This window comes from Micromonospora sp. WMMA1923, assembly GCF_049179195.1.
In the GTDB taxonomy this organism is placed as follows: Bacteria; Actinomycetota; Actinomycetes; order Mycobacteriales; family Micromonosporaceae; genus Micromonospora; species Micromonospora yangpuensis.
In genome coordinates, this window is record NZ_JBMHLZ010000001.1 from 299,574 (window position 1) to 316,310 (window position 16,737).

The window sequence follows — 16,737 nt, forward strand, 5'->3', positions numbered from 1 at the left end:
GACGGGTGAGGGAGAATACGACGGTGCGTGTCGGACGCGATGGGGAGAAGAAAGTCACTGTGGGCACGAGCGAGGGGCGGAACCGGTGAGCCAGATCGTGATCATCGGCGGTGGGCCGGCCGGTTACGAGGCCGCACTGGTGGCCGCGCAGTTGGACGCCGAGGTGACGGTGGTCGAGGCCGAGGGCGCCGGGGGCGCCTGCGTGCTCTCCGACTGCGTCCCGTCGAAGACCTTCATCGCCAGTTCCCAGGTGGTCACCGCGTACCGGGACAACGAGGCCTTCGGGGTGCTCTCCGCCGGGCTGGAGGCGGTCACCGTCGACGCCACCCTGGTCCACGAGCGGGTCAAGCGGCTCGCCCTGGCCCAGTCCGCCGACATCCAGGCCAAACTGGTCAAGGCCGGGGTGACCTTCGTGGCCGGCAGCGCCCGGCTCGGCGAGGACATGCTCGGGCACACCCACCGGGTCATCGTCACCCCCGCCGACGGCGGCCCGGAGTACTCGCTGGACGCCTCGACCGTGCTGGTCGCCACCGGCGCTACCCCCCGGCAGCTGCCCACCGCCGTGCCCGACGGGGAGCGCATCCTCACCTGGCGTCAGGTGTACGACCTGCCCGCCCTTCCGGAGCACCTCATCGTGGTCGGCTCCGGCGTCACCGGCGCCGAGTTCGCCAGCTCCTACCTCGCCATGGGTGTCGAGGTCACCCTGGTCTCCAGCCGGGACCGGGTGATGCCCCACGAGGACGCCGACGCCGCGATGGCCATCGAGCAGGTCTTCCGGACCCGCGGCATGAGCATCCTGAACAACTCCCGCGCCCAGGGCGTCCGCCGTACCGCCGACGGCGTCGAGGTCGAGCTGGCCGACGGTCGTACGGTCACCGGCTCGCACGCGCTGATCGCGGTCGGCTCGATCCCCAACACCGACGGGCTCGGCCTGACCGAGTACGGCGTGGAGCTGGCCAAGGGCGGTTACGTGACGGTGGACCGGGTCTCCCGGACCAACGTGCCCGGCATCTACGCCGCCGGTGACTGCACGGGGGTGCTGCCGTTGGCGAGCGTCGCCGCCATGCAGGGGCGGATCGCGATGTGGCACGCCCTGGGCGAGGCGGTCCGGCCGCTGCGGCTGCGTACCGTCGCCGCCAACGTCTTCACCGACCCGGAGCTGGCCACCGTCGGCGTCTCGCAGGACGAGGTGGACGCCGGCCGGATCCCGGCGCGTCCGGTGATGCTGCCGCTGTCCGGCAACGCCCGGGCCAAGATGGACGAACTCTCCGACGGCTTCGTGAAGCTGTTCTGCCGGCCGGCCAGCGGGCAGGTGATCGGTGGTGTGGTGGTGGCGCCCAAGGCCAGCGAGCTGATCCTGCCGATCACCATGGCCGTGGAGAACAACCTGACCGTCAACGAGCTCGCCCAGACCATCACCATCTACCCCAGCCTCTCCGGCTCCATCACCGAGGCCGCCCGCCAGCTCATGCTCCACGAGCTCGAATAACCCGCCCCGAGCGCCCGCCGGTCGCGGCAGCTCCGTGGCTGTGGTCTGCCGCGCAGGTGGGCGCCACCCCGCGGTCAGGTGGCCGGTGGCAGTGGGGGTGCGGGTGCGGGTGCGGGGTTGCGGGGGCCGAGCAGGGCCATCGCCCAGCCGGCCGCCGCGAAGCCCACCGCCGCCACCCCGGCCACCAGGGCGAGACGCCAGGCCGACCCGGTGAGGGCCACCCCGCCGAGATGCCCGACCAGTACCCCGTACGTGGCCCAGCCCAGCGCCGCCGCCGCGTCGTAGCAGAGGAACAACCGGTACGGGTACCGGCTGCGGCCGGCGGAGAAGCAGGCCGCCATCCGTCCGCCGGGCACGAAGCGGCAGAGCAGGATGACCAGCGGCCCCGGCTGGCGTAATCGGTGCAGGACCCGGGCGGCGGCCCGCCGGGCCCGGCCGGCGACGGTGGTGCGGGGTGGCCGGCGGTCCGGGGCGACCCGGCCGAGCAGGTAGCAGGCCAGGTCGCCGACGAAGACGCCGAGCGCGCCGACCCCGATCGCCAGCGGCAGGTTCAGCTCGCCGTAGACCGTGAGCGCACCCGTGGTGATCATGAGGAGCTGGGTGGGGATGATCGGCACGAAGGCATCCGCCACCAGCAGCCCCAGCAGGACGAGGTACGCCCAGAGGGGTGACGTGACATCAACGGGTGCTTCGAGCATGACCGCCATCTCGCCGGGTTCGGCCCATCGGACGTTGCCAGCCTGAGGGTACGTCCCTCGTCACCTGGGATGGGCCCGGCTGCTGGTGACGCCGACCACCGTAGCGATCAACCAGAAACAACGACACACCGTCACGACGGTGACGGGACAACCGTGATCTGACCGCAACGGGTGACCGCCAGTCGTCGGATCGGGGTCGACCGCGTACCGTTGTCTGCGCGCGGCCAAACGACGTCAGGTCCCCCGTTCCTGGCGGTCGGGGCCGCCGGGCCGCCGGCAGGTCCCGTGCCGGCGGCCCACCCTCAACCGCCCGGCCCCGCGCCCGCCAGTTGCCGTTACCGGGCGGGATCAGCCCGCGACGGGCTCGGGCACCGCCTCGCTGTCGGTGGCCACCACCGGCTGGGAGAACTGCGCCTGGTACAGCCGGTGGTACGGCCCGTGCGCGGCGAGCAACTCCTCGTGGGTGCCCTTCTCGACGATCCGGCCCCGCTCCATCATCAGGATCAGGTCGGCGTCGCGGATGGTGGAGAGCCGGTGGGCGATGACGAAGCTGGTCCGGTCCGAACGCAGGGCCGCCATCGCCCGTTGCAGCAACACCTCCGTGCGGGTGTCCACCGAGCTGGTCGCCTCGTCCAGGATCAGCAGGGACGGCTCGGCGAGGAAGGCGCGGGCGATGGTGATGAGCTGCTTCTCCCCGGCGCTGATGTTGCTGCCCTCGGAGTCGATGACGGTGTCGTACCCCTCGGGCAGGCTGTGCACGAACCGGTCCACGAAGGTGGCCCGGGCGGCGGCCAGGATCTCCTCCTCGGTCGCCTGCGGCCGGCCGTAGGCGATGTTCTCCCGGATGGTGCCGCCGAAGAGCCAGGCGTCCTGGAGCACCATGCCGACCCGGCCCCGCAGGTCGTCGCGGCGCATGGTGGTGACGTCCACCCCGTCGAGGGTGATCCGCCCGGCGTCCAACTCGTAGAAGCGCATGATCAGGTTGACCAGGGTGGTCTTGCCGGCACCCGTCGGCCCGACGATCGCCACCGTCTGACCCGGCTCGGCCACCAGGGACAACTCCTCGATCAACGGCTTGTCGGCCGCGTACCTGAAGCTGACCTGCTCGAAGGCGACCCGGCCGCGCGGCTCGGTGATCCGGGCCGGCTCGGTCGGGTCGGGGCTCTGCTCCTCGGCGTCGAGCACGGCGAAGACCCGCTCCGCCGAGGCCACCCCGGACTGCAGCAGGTTGGCCATCGAGGCCACCTGGGTCAGCGGCTGGGTGAACTGGCGGGAGTACTGGATGAACGCCTGCACGTCGCCGAGGCTCATGGTGCCGCTGGCCACCCGAAGCCCACCGATCACGGCGATCACCACGTAGCTCAGGTTCCCGATGAACATCATCGCCGGCATGATGATCCCGGAGACGAACTGGGCACCATAACTGGCCTTGAACAGCTCCTCGTTCTTGGCGTGGAAGGCCGCCTCCACCTCGTGCTGCCGGCCGAAGACCCTGACCAGCTCGTGGCCGGTGAAGGCCTCCTCGATCTGCGCGTTCAGCTGGCCGGTGTGGGTCCACTGGGCGATGAACTGCCGCTGCGAGCGCTTGGCGATCTGCTGGGTCACCACCACCGACAGCGGCACGGCGACCAGCGCCACCAGGGCCAGCAGCGGCGAGATCACGAACATCATCACCACCACCCCGACCACGGTGAGCAGCGAGGTGAGCAGCTGGCTCAACGTCTGCTGGAGGGTCTGCGAGATGTTGTCGATGTCGTTGGTGACCCGGCTGAGCAGCTCACCCCGGGGCTGCCGGTCGAAGTAGGGCAGCGGCAGCCGGTTGAGCTTGTCCTCCACGTCGGCGCGCAGCCGCAGCATGGTCCGCTGCACCACCCCGGTGAGCAGCCACCCCTGCCACCACAGCAGCAGACTCGCGGCGAGGAAGAGCACCAGCGCCAGCAGCAGCACCCGGCCCAGGGCGGCGAAGTCGATGCCCACCCCGGGCACCACGTCCATCCGGGCGAGCATGTCGGCGTAGCTGTCGTTGCCGGCCGCCCGGGCCGCCGCCACGGCCTGCTCGGCGGTGGTCCCCTCGGGCAGGGACCGGCCGATCACGCCGGTGAAGATCAGGTCGGTGGCGTGCCCGAGCAGCTTCGGCCCGATGACGGTCAGCGCGATGCTGACCACCGCCAGCGTGATGATCGCGACCAGCTGCACCCGGTGCGGCTGTAGCCGGCGCAACAACCGACGAACCGACGGACCGAAGTTCATCGACCGCTCGGCGGGCATCCCGGCGTTCATCCACCCGTGACCGCCACGAGGCCCGCCCGGCAGGCGCTTGGGCGTCACCTCACCCTCCGGCGTCGCCCCCTCCGCGGGCTCCGGTCCGTCGGTCGGTCCCGGTCGTTCGGTGTCGCCGGGTTTCTGCTCGGGTACGGCCACTGCCCGCTCCTCGCTCTGCTCGCTCATGCCGGCACCTGCGTGGTCTGTTGGGAGGCGACGATCTCGGCGTAGGTGGGGCAGCTCTCCAGCAACTCGGCGTGGCGTCCGATGCCGACGACGGCACCGTCCTCCAGCACGATGATCTGGTCGGCGTCGATGATGGTGGAGACCCGTTGCGCCACGATCACCACCGTGGCGTCCGCGGTGACCGGCCGGAGCGCGGCGCGCAGCCGGGCGTCGGTGCCGAGGTCGAGCGCGGAGAAAGAGTCGTCGAAGAGGTAGATCTCCGGTTTGCGGATCAGCGCCCGGGCGATCGCCAACCGTTGTCGCTGACCGCCGGAGACGTTCGTGCCGCCCTGCGCGATCGGTGCGTCCAGGCCCTCCGGCAGCTCCGCGACGAAGTCACGTGCCTGAGCCACCTCCAGCGCCGCCCAGAGGTCCGCGTCGGTGGCGTCCGGGTCGCCGTACCGCAGGTTGCTGGCGATGGTGCCGGTGAACAGGTACGGCCGTTGCGGGACCAGCCCGATCCGTTGCCACAGCTGCTCGCCGGCCAGCTCGCGGACGTCCACCCCGTCCACCAGCACCGCGCCGGAGGTGACGTCGACCAGCCGGGGGATGAGGGAGAGCAGGGTGGTCTTGCCGGCACCGGTGCTGCCGATGATCGCCGTGGTCTGGCCGGCCCGGGCCCGGAAAGAGACCCCGCGCAGCACCGGGGCTGCCGCCCCGGGGTACTGGAATCCGACGTCCCGTAGCTCCAACTCGCCGTGTGCGGTCACCGTGCCGGCGGGCCGGGTCGGGGGCAGCACCGAGGAGGGGGTGTCCAGCACCTCGACGATCCGCTCGGCGCAGACCGCCGCCCGGGGCACCATCATCAGCATGAAGGTGGCCATCATGACGGCCATCAGGATCTGCATCAGGTACTGCAGGAAGGCGGTGAGCGCGCCGACCTGGATGGCTCCGGCGTCCACCCGCTGCGCGCCGAACCAGAGGACGGCGACGCTGGAGACGTTCAGCACCATCATCACCACGGGGAAGATCAGCGCCATCAACCGACCGGTACGCAACGCGGTGGCGGTCAGCTCGGTGTTGGCGACGCCGAACCGCTCGGTCTCGTACGGCTCGCGGACGAAGGCCCGGACCACCCGGATGCCGGTGATCTGCTCGCGCAGCACCCGGTTGACCGCGTCGATGCGGGTCTGCATGAGCCGGAACCCCGGCACCATCCGACGGATGACCGCGCCGAGCGTGACCGTCAGCACCGGCACGCTCACCAGCATCAGCCAGGAGAGCCCGATGTCCTCCCGCAGCGCCATCACCACCCCGCCGACGCTCATGATCGGCGCGGCGACCAGCATGGTGCAGCTCATCAGGACGAGCATCTGCACCTGCTGCACGTCGTTGGTGTTGCGGGTGATCAGCGAGGGCGCGCCGAAGTGGGCCACCTCGCGGGCGGAGAACCGGTTGACGTGTCCGAAGATCTCCGCCCGGAGATCCCGGCCGAAGCCCATCGCGGTGCGCGCGCCGAGCCGGACCGCGGCGATCGCGCAGACGATCTGCAGGAGACTGACCAGCAGCATCCACCCGCCGGTGCGCACGATGTAGTCGGTGTCACCGCGGGCCACCCCCAGGTCGATGATGTCGGCGTTGAGGCTCGGCAGGTAGAGCGAGGCCATCGTGCCGACGAACTGGAACAGCACCACCGCCAACAGCGGCCGGTGGTAGGGCCGGAGATAGCCCCGCAGCAGCCGGATCAGCATCGATGACCTCCGTCGGTGGTGAGCTGTGGATCCTCGCCGTTGCCGATGACTTCGAGGAGGAACTCGCGGACCACCGCGGCCCGCGCGGGGTCGTTGTCGACCGAGGTGAGTGGCTGCTCGGCCCGGCTGGCGGCATTGACCGCGGTGACCTTCGCCCGCCCGGCGGCGGTGAGGGCCAGCCGCACGGTACGCCGATCGGTGGCGTCGCGCTGCCGAATTACCAACCCGTCGCGCTCCAGCGTGTCGATGATGCCGGTGAGGGTGGCCGGCCGGACGAAGCACCGCTCGGCGACGACGCCGTGCGGCTGCTCCCCGTGCTGACCGATGGCGGTCAGCGCGCCGAGCCCGGCCTGGGTCAAGCCGTGCTCGTCGGCGAGGTAACGGTTCCACCGTTGGCTCGCGACGTGCGCCGCGACCACCAGCAGTCGCCCGAGGGGCACGTCGCTGAGCGTTATCAGGTCCACACCCGGCAGCTTAGCCCCCTGACTGTCAGGGGCCAAACGATATGGTCAGGGCCGCGCCGACGAAGAGGATCTGCAGGACGGTGCGCGGCAGGACGGTGGTGACCGGCCGCCCGTCCAGGGTCAGTCGACGCCGCGCGGCCGACACGTTCGCCGGGAACATGGCGACCATCAGCACCGCCAGCGCGGCGGCCGTCGGTCGGGCGGTGGTCGGGAGGAGCAGGCCCACCGCGCCGGCCAGTTCCAGTACGCCGGTGAGGGTGACCAGGAGGTCGGGTCGGGGGAGTCGGGGCGGCACCATGGCGATCAGGTCCGCCCGGCGGCGGGGGGTGAAGTGCGCGATGCCGGTCAGGATGAAGAGGGTGGCCAGGCCGACCCGCAGGGCCGGCTGCCAGGCGTCGAGCGCGTCCACGCCGAGCAGGCCGGCCAGCCGGGCCAGGGCGGTGCCGACGATCAGTGCGAGCAGGGGTGCCACGGGACCTCCTCCGTCCGGAACTTGTCAATGACAAGATTCCCCCTGAACTGCCATCTTGTCAACGACAAGTTATTCTTCCCAGGTGACCGGACCACGTGCGTACCATCACGGCGACCTGCGCCGGGTCTTGCTCCGCGCCGCCGTGACGGCGCTCGACGAGGTCGGGCCGGCGGCGCTCAGCCTGCGCGACCTGGCTCGGCGGGCGGGTGTCTCGCACGCCGCGCCGGCCCACCACTTCGGCGACAAGGCCGGGCTGCTCACCGCCCTGGCCGTGGAGGGCTTCGACCTGCTGGCCGAGGCACTGCGAGCCGCCGGCGGCGACCTGCTCGACGCCGGCGTGGCGTACGTCCGGTTCGCGGTCGACCACCGCGCGCACTTCGAGGTGATGTTCCGGCCGGAGCTCTACCGGCCCGACGACGCCGCGGTGGTCGCCGCCCGGGCCAGGGCCGGTGCCGAGTTGCGCGCGGGGGTGGGCGGCCGGTCGACCGGCCCGGCCGAGGAGCGGGAGGCCGACGTCCTGGCTGCCTGGTCGATCGTGCACGGCTTCGCCACCCTCTGGCTGTCCGGCGCGTTCCCCGAGCGGGTCGGCGCGGACCCGGAGGCCGCCGCCCGGGTCGTCATCCGCCGGCTCTTCACCTCCCGCCCCGAGTCGGCCGACAGCTGACGGGCGCCGAGCGGCTGCGGGTCGCGCGGGTCCGGCCCCGGACCGGACTGGCCGCGCAGCCTCGGCGCCGGGGTCAGGCCGGGCGGCGGGGCGGGTCGGTGGGGCTGGCCGCGGCGTACCCGCGCATCACCTCGGCGACCTCGCGCAGGAACGCGGTGGTGGCGGCGGCCTGCTCCGGGGTGAGCCGGTCGACCGCCTGCTCGATCCCGGCCAGCATCGGGTCCAACGCCTCGACGACCTCGGTGAAAGCCTGCTCGGTGACCTGCAGGGCGACCCGGCGGCGGTCGCCCGGGTGCGGGGTCCGCTCGACGTGGCCGGCCTGTACCAGGCGGTCGACCAGGGTGGTCGCGGAGGCGGACCGGATGCCGAGCCGGTTGCCCAGCTCGACCGGGCCGAGCGGCTCCGGGCTGGAGACGAGGTGGTCGATCGCGGCGGCGTCGGTCGCGCCGATGCCCAGCCGTCTGGCGAGGGCACCCCGGGTGTCCCCGGCGGCCCGGATCACCGCGCGCAGGGCGCGGGCGGTCTCGCTGCGGCCCGGACTCTCCCGGGGTCCCTGGTGTGTCGACGTTGACCCGGTGCCCGCCATGGGTAGAAGCTAGCAGCACAGGTAGCTAGATAATCTAGCAATCAGGGAGGCGTCGTGCCGACTCAGGGACGTGGGCGCTGGTGGGGACTGCTGGCGATCAGCCTCGGCGTCGCGACGATCATCGTGGACGCCACCATCGTCAACGTCGCCGTACCGGCGATCATCGACGACCTCGGCATCACCTCCAGCGACGCGCAGTGGGTGCAGGAGGCGTACATCCTGGTCTTTGCGGCGTTGTTGCTGGTCGCGGGCCGGTTCGCGGACCGGGTCGGCCGGCGGCGGATCTTCGTGGTCGGCGTGGTGGTCTTCGTCGCGGCCAGTGTGCTCGCCGCGCTGGCCGGCTCGGGCGAGGCGCTGATCGGCGCCCGGGTGCTGCAGGGACTCGGCGGCGCGATGATGCTGCCCACCTCACTGTCCCTGCTCAACGCCACCTTCACCGGCCGGGAACGGGGCACCGCCTTCGCCATCTGGGGGGCCACCATCGGTGGGGCCGCCGCCCTCGGGCCGTTGCTGGGCGGCTGGCTCACCACCGAGTACTCGTGGCGCTGGGCGTTCGGGATCAACGTCCCGGTCGGCGTGGTCGTCGTCGCCGCCACGCTCGCCCTGGTCGCCGAGTCCCGCGACGAACGCGCCGAGCGCGGCGTCGACTGGCTCGGCGCGCTGCTGTCGGTGCTCGGCACCACCGGCGTGGTCTTCGCCCTCATCGAGGGACGCAGCTACGGATGGTGGCGGCGCGAACAACCGTTCCGCCTCTTCGGGCTGGACTGGACCAGCGACATCTCACCCGTCCCGGTCGCCGCCGGGCTGGGCCTGCTCGCCCTGACCGCCCTCGTCGCCCAGCAGTGGCACCGCAACCGGGCCGGGCGGCCCGCCCTGCTCGACCTGTCGCTGTTCGGCATCGGCTCGTTCCGCAACGGCGTCGTCGCGGCGGCCATCGTCAGCCTCGGCGAGTTCGGCCTGCTCTTCGCGTTGCCACTGTGGTACCAGAACGTCCTCGGCTACAGCGCCTTCGGCACCGGGCTGGCCCTGCTGCCACTGGCGGTGGGCAGTTTCCTCTCCAGCGGACTCGGCGCGCTCCTCACCCGACGCTTCGGCGCCGTGCGGGTGGTCCAGGTGGGCGTCGCCGCCGAGCTGGTCGGGGTGGCCGGGCTCGGGCTCGTCGTCGCACCCGACACCACCTGGTGGGCGCCGCTCGGCCTGCTCTTCGTCTACGGCGTCGGCGTCGGACTGGCCACCGCCCAGCTCACCGGGGTCTCGCTGCGCCAGGTGCCGGTCCGGCAGAGCGGACAGGGCTCCGGGGTGCAGAGCACCGCCCGGCAGGTGGGGTCCGCGTTCGGCGTCGCGGTCCTCGGCACGGTGCTCTTCGCCAGCCTCGGCGGCATCCTCGGCGACCGCCTCGCCGACCAGCCCGGCCTCGACCCGGGCCAGCGCGACCAGATCGTCACCGCCGTCCGGCAGAGCGGCGGCGCGGCCATCGGCGGCCTCGCCGCCGACCCCCGGACCGCGGCCGTCGCCGAGGAGGCCCGTACCGCCTTCTCCACCGCCACCCGGTACGCGGCCTTCGCCGCCGCCGGCTTCCTGCTGCTCGGCCTGGCCGCCTGCGCGCGGCTGCCCCGCGAAGCCCCCGCTTCCGAACCGGATGCGGGCGCCGGTCACCAACTGGTGGGCAGGGGCATCCCCTCGGTGTAACCGGCGGTGCTCTGCACGCCGACCACCGCCCGCTGGTGGAACTCGGCCAGGTTGCGCGCCCCGGCGTAGGTGAACGCGCTGCGTACCCCGGCGATGATCTCGTCGATCAGGTCCTCCACGCCCGGCCGCTGCGGGTCGAGGTACATCCGGGCCGAGGAGATGCCCTCCTCGAAGACCGCCTTGCGGGCCCGGTCGAAGGCGCTGTCCTCGGCGGTCCGCGCGCTCACCGCCCGCGACGAGGCCATCCCGAAGCTCTCCTTGTACCGGCGACCGTCCTCGTCGGTGTAGAGGTCGCCGGGGGACTCGTACGTGCCGGCGAACCAGGAACCGACCATCACGTTGGACGCCCCGGCGGCCAGGGCGAGCGCGACGTCCCGGGGGTGCCGTACCCCGCCGTCGGCCCAGACGTGCCGCCCCAGCTCACGGGCGGCGCTGGCGCAGTCGAGCACGGCGGAGAACTGCGGGCGGCCCACCCCGGTCATCATCCGGGTGGTGCACATCGCCCCCGGACCCACGCCGACCTTGACGATGTCCGCCCCCGCCGCCACCAGGTCACGCACCCCGTCGGCGGTCACCACGTTGCCGGCCGCCACCGGCACCGGCGGATCCAGCGCCCGGACCGCCCGCAACGCGGAGATCATCCGCTCCTGGTGGCCGTGCGCGGTGTCCACCACCAGGGTGTCCACCCCGGCCTCCAGCAACGCCCGGGCCTTGCCGGTCACGTCACCGTTGATGCCGACCGCCGCCGCGATCCGCAGCCGTCGCCGGTCGTCCACCGCCGGTCGGTAGAGGGTGGCCCGCAACGCGCCCTGCCGGGTCAACACCCCGATCAACCGGCCCGCGTCGTCCACCACCGGCGCCAGCCGGCGGCGGGCCGTCGAGAGCCGGTCGAAGCCGGTACGCGGGTCGGCGTCGGCCGGCACGGTGTGCAACTCGGTCGACATGACCTGCTGGACCTGCGCGAACCGGTCCACGCCCTCGGTGTCGGCCTCGGTGACCACCCCCAGCGGCCGGTCCTCGTCGTCCACCACGATCACCGCACCGTGCGAACGCTTCGGCAGCAGGTGGATGGCGTCGCCGACGGTGTCGGTCGGGCCGAGGGTGATCGCCGTGTCGTGCACCAGGTGCCGCTGCTTGACCCAGCCCACCACGGTCGCTACGACCTCGATCGGGATGTCCTGCGGGATCACCGCGATCCCACCCCGCCGGGCCACCGTCTCGGCCATCCGCCGACCGGCCACGGCGGTCATGTTCGCCACCACCAACGGGATCGTGGTGCCCGTACCGTCGGCGGTGGCCAGGTCCACGTCGAGCCGGGAGCCGAGGTCGGAGCGGGCGGGCGCCATGAAGACGTCGTTGTAGGTCAGGTCGTGCGCGGGAACGGTGTCATGAAGAAACCTCACCTGGTCATTCTTCCCGCGAACCGCCCGCCGCGCCCGTCGGTGCCGCCGCAACCACCGGTAACGGTGGTCACCCCAGCAGCAGCGTCGCGGCCACCACGACCATCACCACCGCGATCAGGCCGTCGAGCACCCGCCAGGCCCCGCCGCGCGCCAGCAGCGGCGCCAGCCGGTGCGCACCCGCGCCGAGCGCGGTGAACCAGACCACGCTCGCGGCCACCGCACCCAGCCCGAAGACCCAGCGGTACGCCTGCTGCTGGGCGATCCCACCGAGCAGCAGCACCGTGTCCAGATAGACGTGCGGATTGAGGTACGTGAAGGCGAGCGCGGCCAGCAGGGTGGCCCGCAACGTGGCCGGTGGCCGGTCCGCCGGGGAGAGCGTGTCGGGGCGCCACGCCCGACGCAGCGCCAACCCCGCGTAGCAGAGCAGGAAGGCGGCCCCGCCCCAGCGGATCGCGGTGAGCAGGGTGGGCTGGCCGGCGACCACCTGACCGACCCCCGCGATACCGGCGGTGATCAGCAGCGCGTCGGAGACGGCGCAGGTCACCACCACCGGTACCACGTGCTCCCGGCGCAGCCCCTGGCGCAGCACGAAGGCGTTCTGCGCGCCGATGGCGACGATCAGGGCGAGCGAGATGGAGAACCCGGCCAGCGCCGAGGTGACCAGTTCGGTATCGGTGGAGAGCACCAGGTGACGGTACGAGCGGGTGGTCACACCAGTCCAACTGAACTTTCTGCACTACCATAAGCTGAGCTGATGGAAAGGCTGGACGCCACGCAGCTGCGTACCCTCGCCGCCGTGGTGGCCGAGGGCAGCTTCGAGGCCGCCGCCCAGACGCTGCACGTCAGCCAGTCGGCGGTCAGCCAGCGGATCCAAGCCCTGGAGGCCACCGTCGGGCAGGTCCTGGTCCGGCGCAGCCGCCCCTGCCGGGCAACCACCGCGGGCCAACCGCTGCTAAGGCTCGCCGGGCAGCTGCTCCTGCTGGAGCGGGAGGCGTTGACCGAGGCCCGCGGCCCGCTGACCGGTACGCCGCACAGCCCCGGCGCACCCGTCCGTACCCGGGTGGCGGTGGTGGCCAACGCCGACTCACTGGCCACCTGGTTCGTCACCGCGCTGGCCCGGCTCCCGGCGGAACTGGCGGTCTCCTTCGACATCCGGCAGGACGACCAGGAGCACACCGCCGAGCTGCTCCGCGACGGCTCGGTGATGGCCGGGGTGACCGCCCAGCGGGTAGCGGTCCAAGGCTGCCGGGTACGCCCACTCGGCGCCATGCGCTACCTCGCGCTGGCCGCCCCCGCCGCGGCCGCCCACTGGTTCCCGGACGGCCTGACCGTCCCGGCCCCGCCTGCGGCGGCTTTGGCGCTTGCGGTGGCCCCGGTTGTCGTCTTCGATCGCCGGGACCGGGTGCAGCACCGGTTCATCCGGTCGCTGGTCGGGCGGGACCTCGACCCGCCGGTGCACTACGTGCCGTCGGTGCCCGCCTTCAGCGAGGCGATCCGCCGTGGCCTGGGCTGGGGCCTGGTGCCCGAGCAGATCGCCCACGCCGACCTCGCCAGCGGCGCCTGCGTGGACCTCACCCCCGGCCGGTACGTCGACGTGCCGCTGTACTGGCAACACTGGCGGCTCGACTCACCGGTCCTGGACACCCTCACCGACGCCGTCCGCTCCGCCGCCGCCGACGCCCTACGCTGAACCGCGCCGTAGCGCCTTCCGCCGTAGCAACCCCCGCCGTAGCGCCTTGCGCCATCACGCCTTCCGCCGGTAGCGCCTCGGGCCCGAGGTGTGAGCGGGGTGCCCCGCTCTACCGAAAGCGTTAACAGGGGGCCCTTCCTTACGAGATGGTGCAGATGGGGGTGCCGGCGGTGATCACCGCGCCGACCTCGGCGGCCAGGCCGTTGACCGTGCCCGCCCTGTGGGCGTGCAGCGGCTGCTCCATCTTCATCGCCTCCAGCACCACCACCAGATCGCCCTCGGTGACGATGTCGCCGTCGGCCACCGCGATCTTCACGATCGTGCCCTGCATCGGGGAGGTGAGCGCGTCCCCGCTCACCGCCGCGCCGGCCTTGGCCCCGCCGCCGCGTCGGGCCGGCTTGCGGGCACCGGGGACGGCGCTGGTCGTACCACCGCCGAAGCCGGCGGGGAGGCTGACCTCCAGCCGCTTGCCGCCCACCTCGACCACGACGGTTTCCCGCTCGGCGGCCGGCTCGGCGGGGCCGGCCACGGCGGCGAACGGTGGCACGGTGTTGTCGAACTCGGTCTCGATCCACCGGGTGTGCACGGTGAACGGCTCGGCGGTGAAGGCCTCGTCGCGCACCACGAGCCGGTGGAAGGGCAGTGCGGTGGCCATCCCCTCGACCACCATCTCGTCCAACGCCCGGCGAGCCCGTTCCAGGGCCTCGGTCCGGGTCTCACCGGTGACGATCACCTTGGCCAGCAACGAGTCGAAGTTGCCGCTGACCACGTCACCGGCGGCGACGCCGGTGTCCACCCGCACCCCCGGTCCGGTGGGCAGCCGCAGTGCGGTGACCGTGCCCGGGGCGGGCAGGAAGTCGCGGCCCGGGTCCTCCCCGTTGATCCGGAACTCGATGGCGTGCCCGCGTGGGGTCGGGTCGGTGGTGTGCCGTAGCTGCTCCCCTTCGGCGATCCGGAACTGCTCACGGACCAGGTCGATGCCGGCGGTCTCCTCGGTGACCGGGTGCTCCACCTGCAGCCGGGTGTTCACCTCCAGGAAGGAGATGGTGCCGTCCCCGCCGACCAGGTATTCCACCGTGCCCGCGCCGTGGTAGCCGGCCTCCCGGCAGATCGCCTTGGCGCTGTCGTGGATCTGGGCCCGCTGGGCGTCGGTGAGGAACGGCGCGGGTGCCTCCTCCACCAGCTTCTGGTGCCGGCGCTGCAACGAGCAGTCCCGGGTGCCGACCACGATCACGTTGCCGTGCTGGTCGGCCAGGACCTGCGCCTCGACGTGCCGGGGCTGGTCCAGGTACCGCTCGACGAAGCACTCGCCCCGACCGAATGCGGCGACCGCCTCCCGGGTGGCCGACTCGAACAGCTGCGGGATCTCCGTCATGCTGCGGGCGACCTTCAGGCCACGCCCGCCACCACCGAAGGCGGCCTTGATGGCGACCGGCAGCCCGTGCTCGGCGGCGAACGCCATCACCTCCTGCGGGTCGGCGACCGGGTCGGCGGTGCCGGGGACCAGGGGAGCGCCGGCCCGTTGGGCGATGTGCCGGGCGGTCACCTTGTCGCCGAGGTCGCGGATCGCCTGCGGGGTCGGCCCGATCCAGGTCAGCCCGGCGTCGATCACCGCCTGGGCGAAGTCGGCGTTCTCGGAGAGAAAGCCGTACCCGGGGTGGACGGCGTCCGCGCCGGAGCGGGCGGCCACGTCCAGCAGTTTGTCGATCCGCAGGTATGTCTCGGCCGCGCTGTCCCCACCGAGGGCGTACGCCTCGTCGGCCCCGGTGACGTGCAGCGCCTGCCGGTCGGAGTCGGCGTAGACGGCGACGCTGCCCAGCCCGGCGTCGCGGCAGGCCCGGATGACGCGGACGGCGATCTCGCCGCGGTTGGCGATGAGTACCTTGCGCACCTTGGTGGCTCCTCCCGGGAGGTCGTTGACCGGGAGTGTATCGGCCCCACTACGCTCACCTAACGATCGCTAAGTGTGGCATTCTGCACTCCACCCCAGCTCACCGCCACCCACCCCCAACTGCAAGGAAGGGCCCCCTGTTAACGCTTTCGGTATAGCGGGGAACCCCTCTCACACCTCGCGGACAGGCGTCAGCGGACCCGGGCCAGGGTGAGGCCGTCCGCCACCGGCAGCATGACCGCCTCGACCCGGACATCGGCGAGCACGTCGTCGTTGAAGGCGGCGATGGCCCGGTCGGCCTCGTCCCGGGGCGCCACCACCCGGCCGCCCCGCAGCACGTTGTCCACCAGGATCAGCCCACCCGGCCGCATCCGGGGCACCAGCTCCGCCCAGTAGACCGGATAGCCGGTCTTGTCGGCGTCGACGAACGCCAGGTCCAGGTACCGTTCCTGCGGCAACTCGCGCAGCGTCTCGGCGGCCGGCCCGATCCGCAGCTCGATCCGGTCGTCGACCCCGGCCCGCGCCCAGTAACGCCGGGCGATGCCGGTGTACTCCGTCGAGATGTCGAAGCAGGTCAACCGCCCGCCGTCGGCGAGGCCACGGGCGATCGCCAGCGACGACAGCCCGGTGAAGGTACCCACCTCCACCGCCTGCCGTACGCCGGCGATCCGGGTGAGCAGGGTCAGGAACGCGGCCTGCTCCGGCGCGATCTGCATGCCGGCCTCCGCCGGCAACGCCGCCAGGGTCTCCTCGGCCAGGTCACGCATGATCTGGTCCGGCGGCGATCCGTGCGCCACCAGGTACGCGTGCAGTTCGTCGGTAAGCGGCAGCGACTTCAAGGTCATGCCTGGACGTTAGACCAGTGGTTGCACCGATTGTCCGCCCGGCGCGACCTTCGTCCACAGATCGACGATCCGCAGCCCCAGGTCGGCGAGCAGCCGGCGCAGCAGCGGCAGTGACAAGCCGACGACCGTACTCGGGTCGCCCTCGATCCCGTCCAGGAACACCCCGCCGATCCCGTCGATCGTGAACGCACCGGCCACCGCCAACGGCTCACCGGTGGCGACGTACGCCGCGATCTCCTCGTCGTCGATCTCGGCGAAGTGCACCACGGTCGAGGCGACCGCCTCGGCCCGCCGCCCGTCACCGACCTCGATCAGGCAGTGTCCGGTGTGCAGCACCCCGCTACGCCCCCGCATCCGCTCCCACCGCCGGCTGGCGTCCGCCGCGTCGACCGGCTTGCCGAGAATCTCCCCGTCGAAGGCCAGCACCGAATCGCAGCCGATCACCAACGTTCGCTCGTCGGCACCGGTCCGTAGCCGACCGAGCACCGCCTCCGCCTTCAGTCGGGCCAGCTCCAGACACAGATCCTCGGCCCGCTCGCTGACCACCTGGGACTCGTCGACCCCACTGACCAGCACGTCGGGCTCGATCCCGGCGGCCTGCAGCAACTTACGACGGGCAGGGCTCGCCGAGGCGAGCACGAGACGTAACGGCATCGAGTCAGGCACGC

General features: G+C 72.2%; 15 protein-coding genes. 4 read left to right on the top strand and 11 right to left on the bottom strand.

Translation table 11 applies throughout. From position 1 onward, the window contains the following. The first annotated feature begins 85 nt into the window (after positions 1–85). Positions 86–1,489: an NAD(P)H-quinone dehydrogenase gene (locus ACN28G_RS01440; RefSeq protein ID WP_091434670.1), complete on the top strand. Its 1,404-nt coding sequence runs from the start codon at positions 86–88 to the stop codon at positions 1,487–1,489. Positions 1,490–1,563: 74 nt separating this feature from the next. Here the strand turns inward: ACN28G_RS01440 and ACN28G_RS01445 are convergent, their stop codons facing one another. From ACN28G_RS01445 to ACN28G_RS01465, 5 genes are all read right to left on the bottom strand, one after another. Then, positions 1,564–2,187, bottom strand: coding sequence for a DedA family protein (locus ACN28G_RS01445; protein ID WP_229688134.1), 624 nt, complete (start codon positions 2,185–2,187; stop codon positions 1,564–1,566). Positions 2,188–2,535: 348 nt separating this feature from the next. Next, on the bottom strand, positions 2,536–4,467 hold the full coding sequence (locus tag ACN28G_RS01450; RefSeq protein ID WP_421480839.1) for an ABC transporter ATP-binding protein: 1,932 nt from the start codon (positions 4,465–4,467) through the stop codon (positions 2,536–2,538). Between the two features lie 164 nt (positions 4,468–4,631). Further along, entirely contained in the window at positions 4,632–6,365 is a 1,734-nt protein-coding gene (locus tag ACN28G_RS01455) for an ABC transporter ATP-binding protein (protein ID WP_421478207.1), read from the bottom strand. Next, positions 6,359–6,829 (bottom strand): MarR family winged helix-turn-helix transcriptional regulator, encoded by a 471-nt coding sequence (locus tag ACN28G_RS01460; protein ID WP_421478208.1) that lies wholly within the window; start codon positions 6,827–6,829, stop codon positions 6,359–6,361. The genes ACN28G_RS01455 and ACN28G_RS01460 overlap by 7 nt, the downstream gene beginning before the upstream one ends. A gap of 25 nt (positions 6,830–6,854) precedes the next feature. Next, a complete protein-coding gene (locus ACN28G_RS01465; RefSeq protein ID WP_421478209.1) occupies positions 6,855–7,301 on the bottom strand; it encodes a DoxX family membrane protein in 447 nt (148 codons plus the stop codon). 82 nt (positions 7,302–7,383) lie between these two features. Here ACN28G_RS01465 and ACN28G_RS01470 point away from each other — a divergent pair, with 82 nt between their 5' ends. After that, positions 7,384–7,965 (top strand): TetR/AcrR family transcriptional regulator, encoded by a 582-nt coding sequence (locus ACN28G_RS01470; protein WP_175440450.1) that lies wholly within the window; start codon positions 7,384–7,386, stop codon positions 7,963–7,965. A 73-nt stretch (positions 7,966–8,038) separates the two neighbouring features. Here ACN28G_RS01470 and ACN28G_RS01475 read toward each other — a convergent pair whose 3' ends face one another. Continuing rightward, complete coding sequence (locus ACN28G_RS01475; protein WP_091434684.1) at positions 8,039–8,551, bottom strand: MarR family winged helix-turn-helix transcriptional regulator; 513 nt, start codon at positions 8,549–8,551, stop codon at positions 8,039–8,041. A gap of 54 nt (positions 8,552–8,605) precedes the next feature. Here ACN28G_RS01475 and ACN28G_RS01480 point away from each other — a divergent pair, with 54 nt between their 5' ends. Continuing rightward, positions 8,606–10,240, top strand: a complete 1,635-nt coding sequence (locus tag ACN28G_RS01480) for an MFS transporter (RefSeq protein ID WP_421478210.1) — start codon at positions 8,606–8,608, stop codon at positions 10,238–10,240. On the opposite strand, the gene ACN28G_RS01485 is transcribed toward ACN28G_RS01480, so the two are convergent. Together ACN28G_RS01485 and ACN28G_RS01490 are read right to left on the bottom strand one after the other, a co-directional pair. Next, positions 10,204–11,643: a GuaB1 family IMP dehydrogenase-related protein gene (locus ACN28G_RS01485; protein ID WP_421478211.1), complete on the bottom strand. Its 1,440-nt coding sequence runs from the start codon at positions 11,641–11,643 to the stop codon at positions 10,204–10,206. The genes ACN28G_RS01480 and ACN28G_RS01485 overlap by 37 nt on opposite strands. A gap of 67 nt (positions 11,644–11,710) precedes the next feature. Then, entirely contained in the window at positions 11,711–12,307 is a 597-nt protein-coding gene (locus ACN28G_RS01490) for a LysE/ArgO family amino acid transporter (protein ID WP_091445961.1), read from the bottom strand. Positions 12,308–12,397: 90 nt separating this feature from the next. Here ACN28G_RS01490 and ACN28G_RS01495 point away from each other — a divergent pair, with 90 nt between their 5' ends. Next, a complete protein-coding gene (locus tag ACN28G_RS01495) occupies positions 12,398–13,333 on the top strand; it encodes a LysR family transcriptional regulator ArgP (RefSeq protein ID WP_421478212.1) in 936 nt (311 codons plus the stop codon). A gap of 139 nt (positions 13,334–13,472) precedes the next feature. Here ACN28G_RS01495 and ACN28G_RS01500 read toward each other — a convergent pair whose 3' ends face one another. The 3 genes from ACN28G_RS01500 to ACN28G_RS01510 all read right to left on the bottom strand — a co-directional run bounded on the left by ACN28G_RS01500 (position 13,473) and on the right by ACN28G_RS01510 (position 16,735). Continuing rightward, entirely contained in the window at positions 13,473–15,224 is a 1,752-nt protein-coding gene (locus tag ACN28G_RS01500; protein WP_091434694.1) for an acetyl/propionyl/methylcrotonyl-CoA carboxylase subunit alpha, read from the bottom strand. A 191-nt stretch (positions 15,225–15,415) separates the two neighbouring features. Beyond that, positions 15,416–16,069, bottom strand: coding sequence for an O-methyltransferase (locus ACN28G_RS01505; protein WP_091434696.1), 654 nt, complete (start codon positions 16,067–16,069; stop codon positions 15,416–15,418). A 9-nt stretch (positions 16,070–16,078) separates the two neighbouring features. Beyond that, entirely contained in the window at positions 16,079–16,735 is a 657-nt protein-coding gene (locus ACN28G_RS01510) for a Maf family protein (protein WP_091434698.1), read from the bottom strand. Between the last annotated feature and the right edge of the window lie 2 nt (positions 16,736–16,737).

Bases quoted from the DNA above. Each gene is read 5' to 3' on its own strand.
- ACN28G_RS01495 (WP_421478212.1), top strand. From the start codon at position 12,398: ATGGAAAGGCTGGACGCCACGCAGCTGCGTACCCTCGCCGCCGTGGTG.
- ACN28G_RS01450 (WP_421480839.1), bottom strand. From the start codon at position 4,467: ATGAACGCCGGGATGCCCGCCGAGCGGTCGATGAACTTCGGTCCGTCG.
- ACN28G_RS01445 (WP_229688134.1), bottom strand. From the start codon at position 2,187: ATGCTCGAAGCACCCGTTGATGTCACGTCACCCCTCTGGGCGTACCTC.
- ACN28G_RS01475 (WP_091434684.1), bottom strand. From the start codon at position 8,551: ATGGCGGGCACCGGGTCAACGTCGACACACCAGGGACCCCGGGAGAGT.
- ACN28G_RS01455 (WP_421478207.1), bottom strand. From the start codon at position 6,365: ATGCTGATCCGGCTGCTGCGGGGCTATCTCCGGCCCTACCACCGGCCG.
- ACN28G_RS01505 (WP_091434696.1), bottom strand. From the start codon at position 16,069: ATGACCTTGAAGTCGCTGCCGCTTACCGACGAACTGCACGCGTACCTG.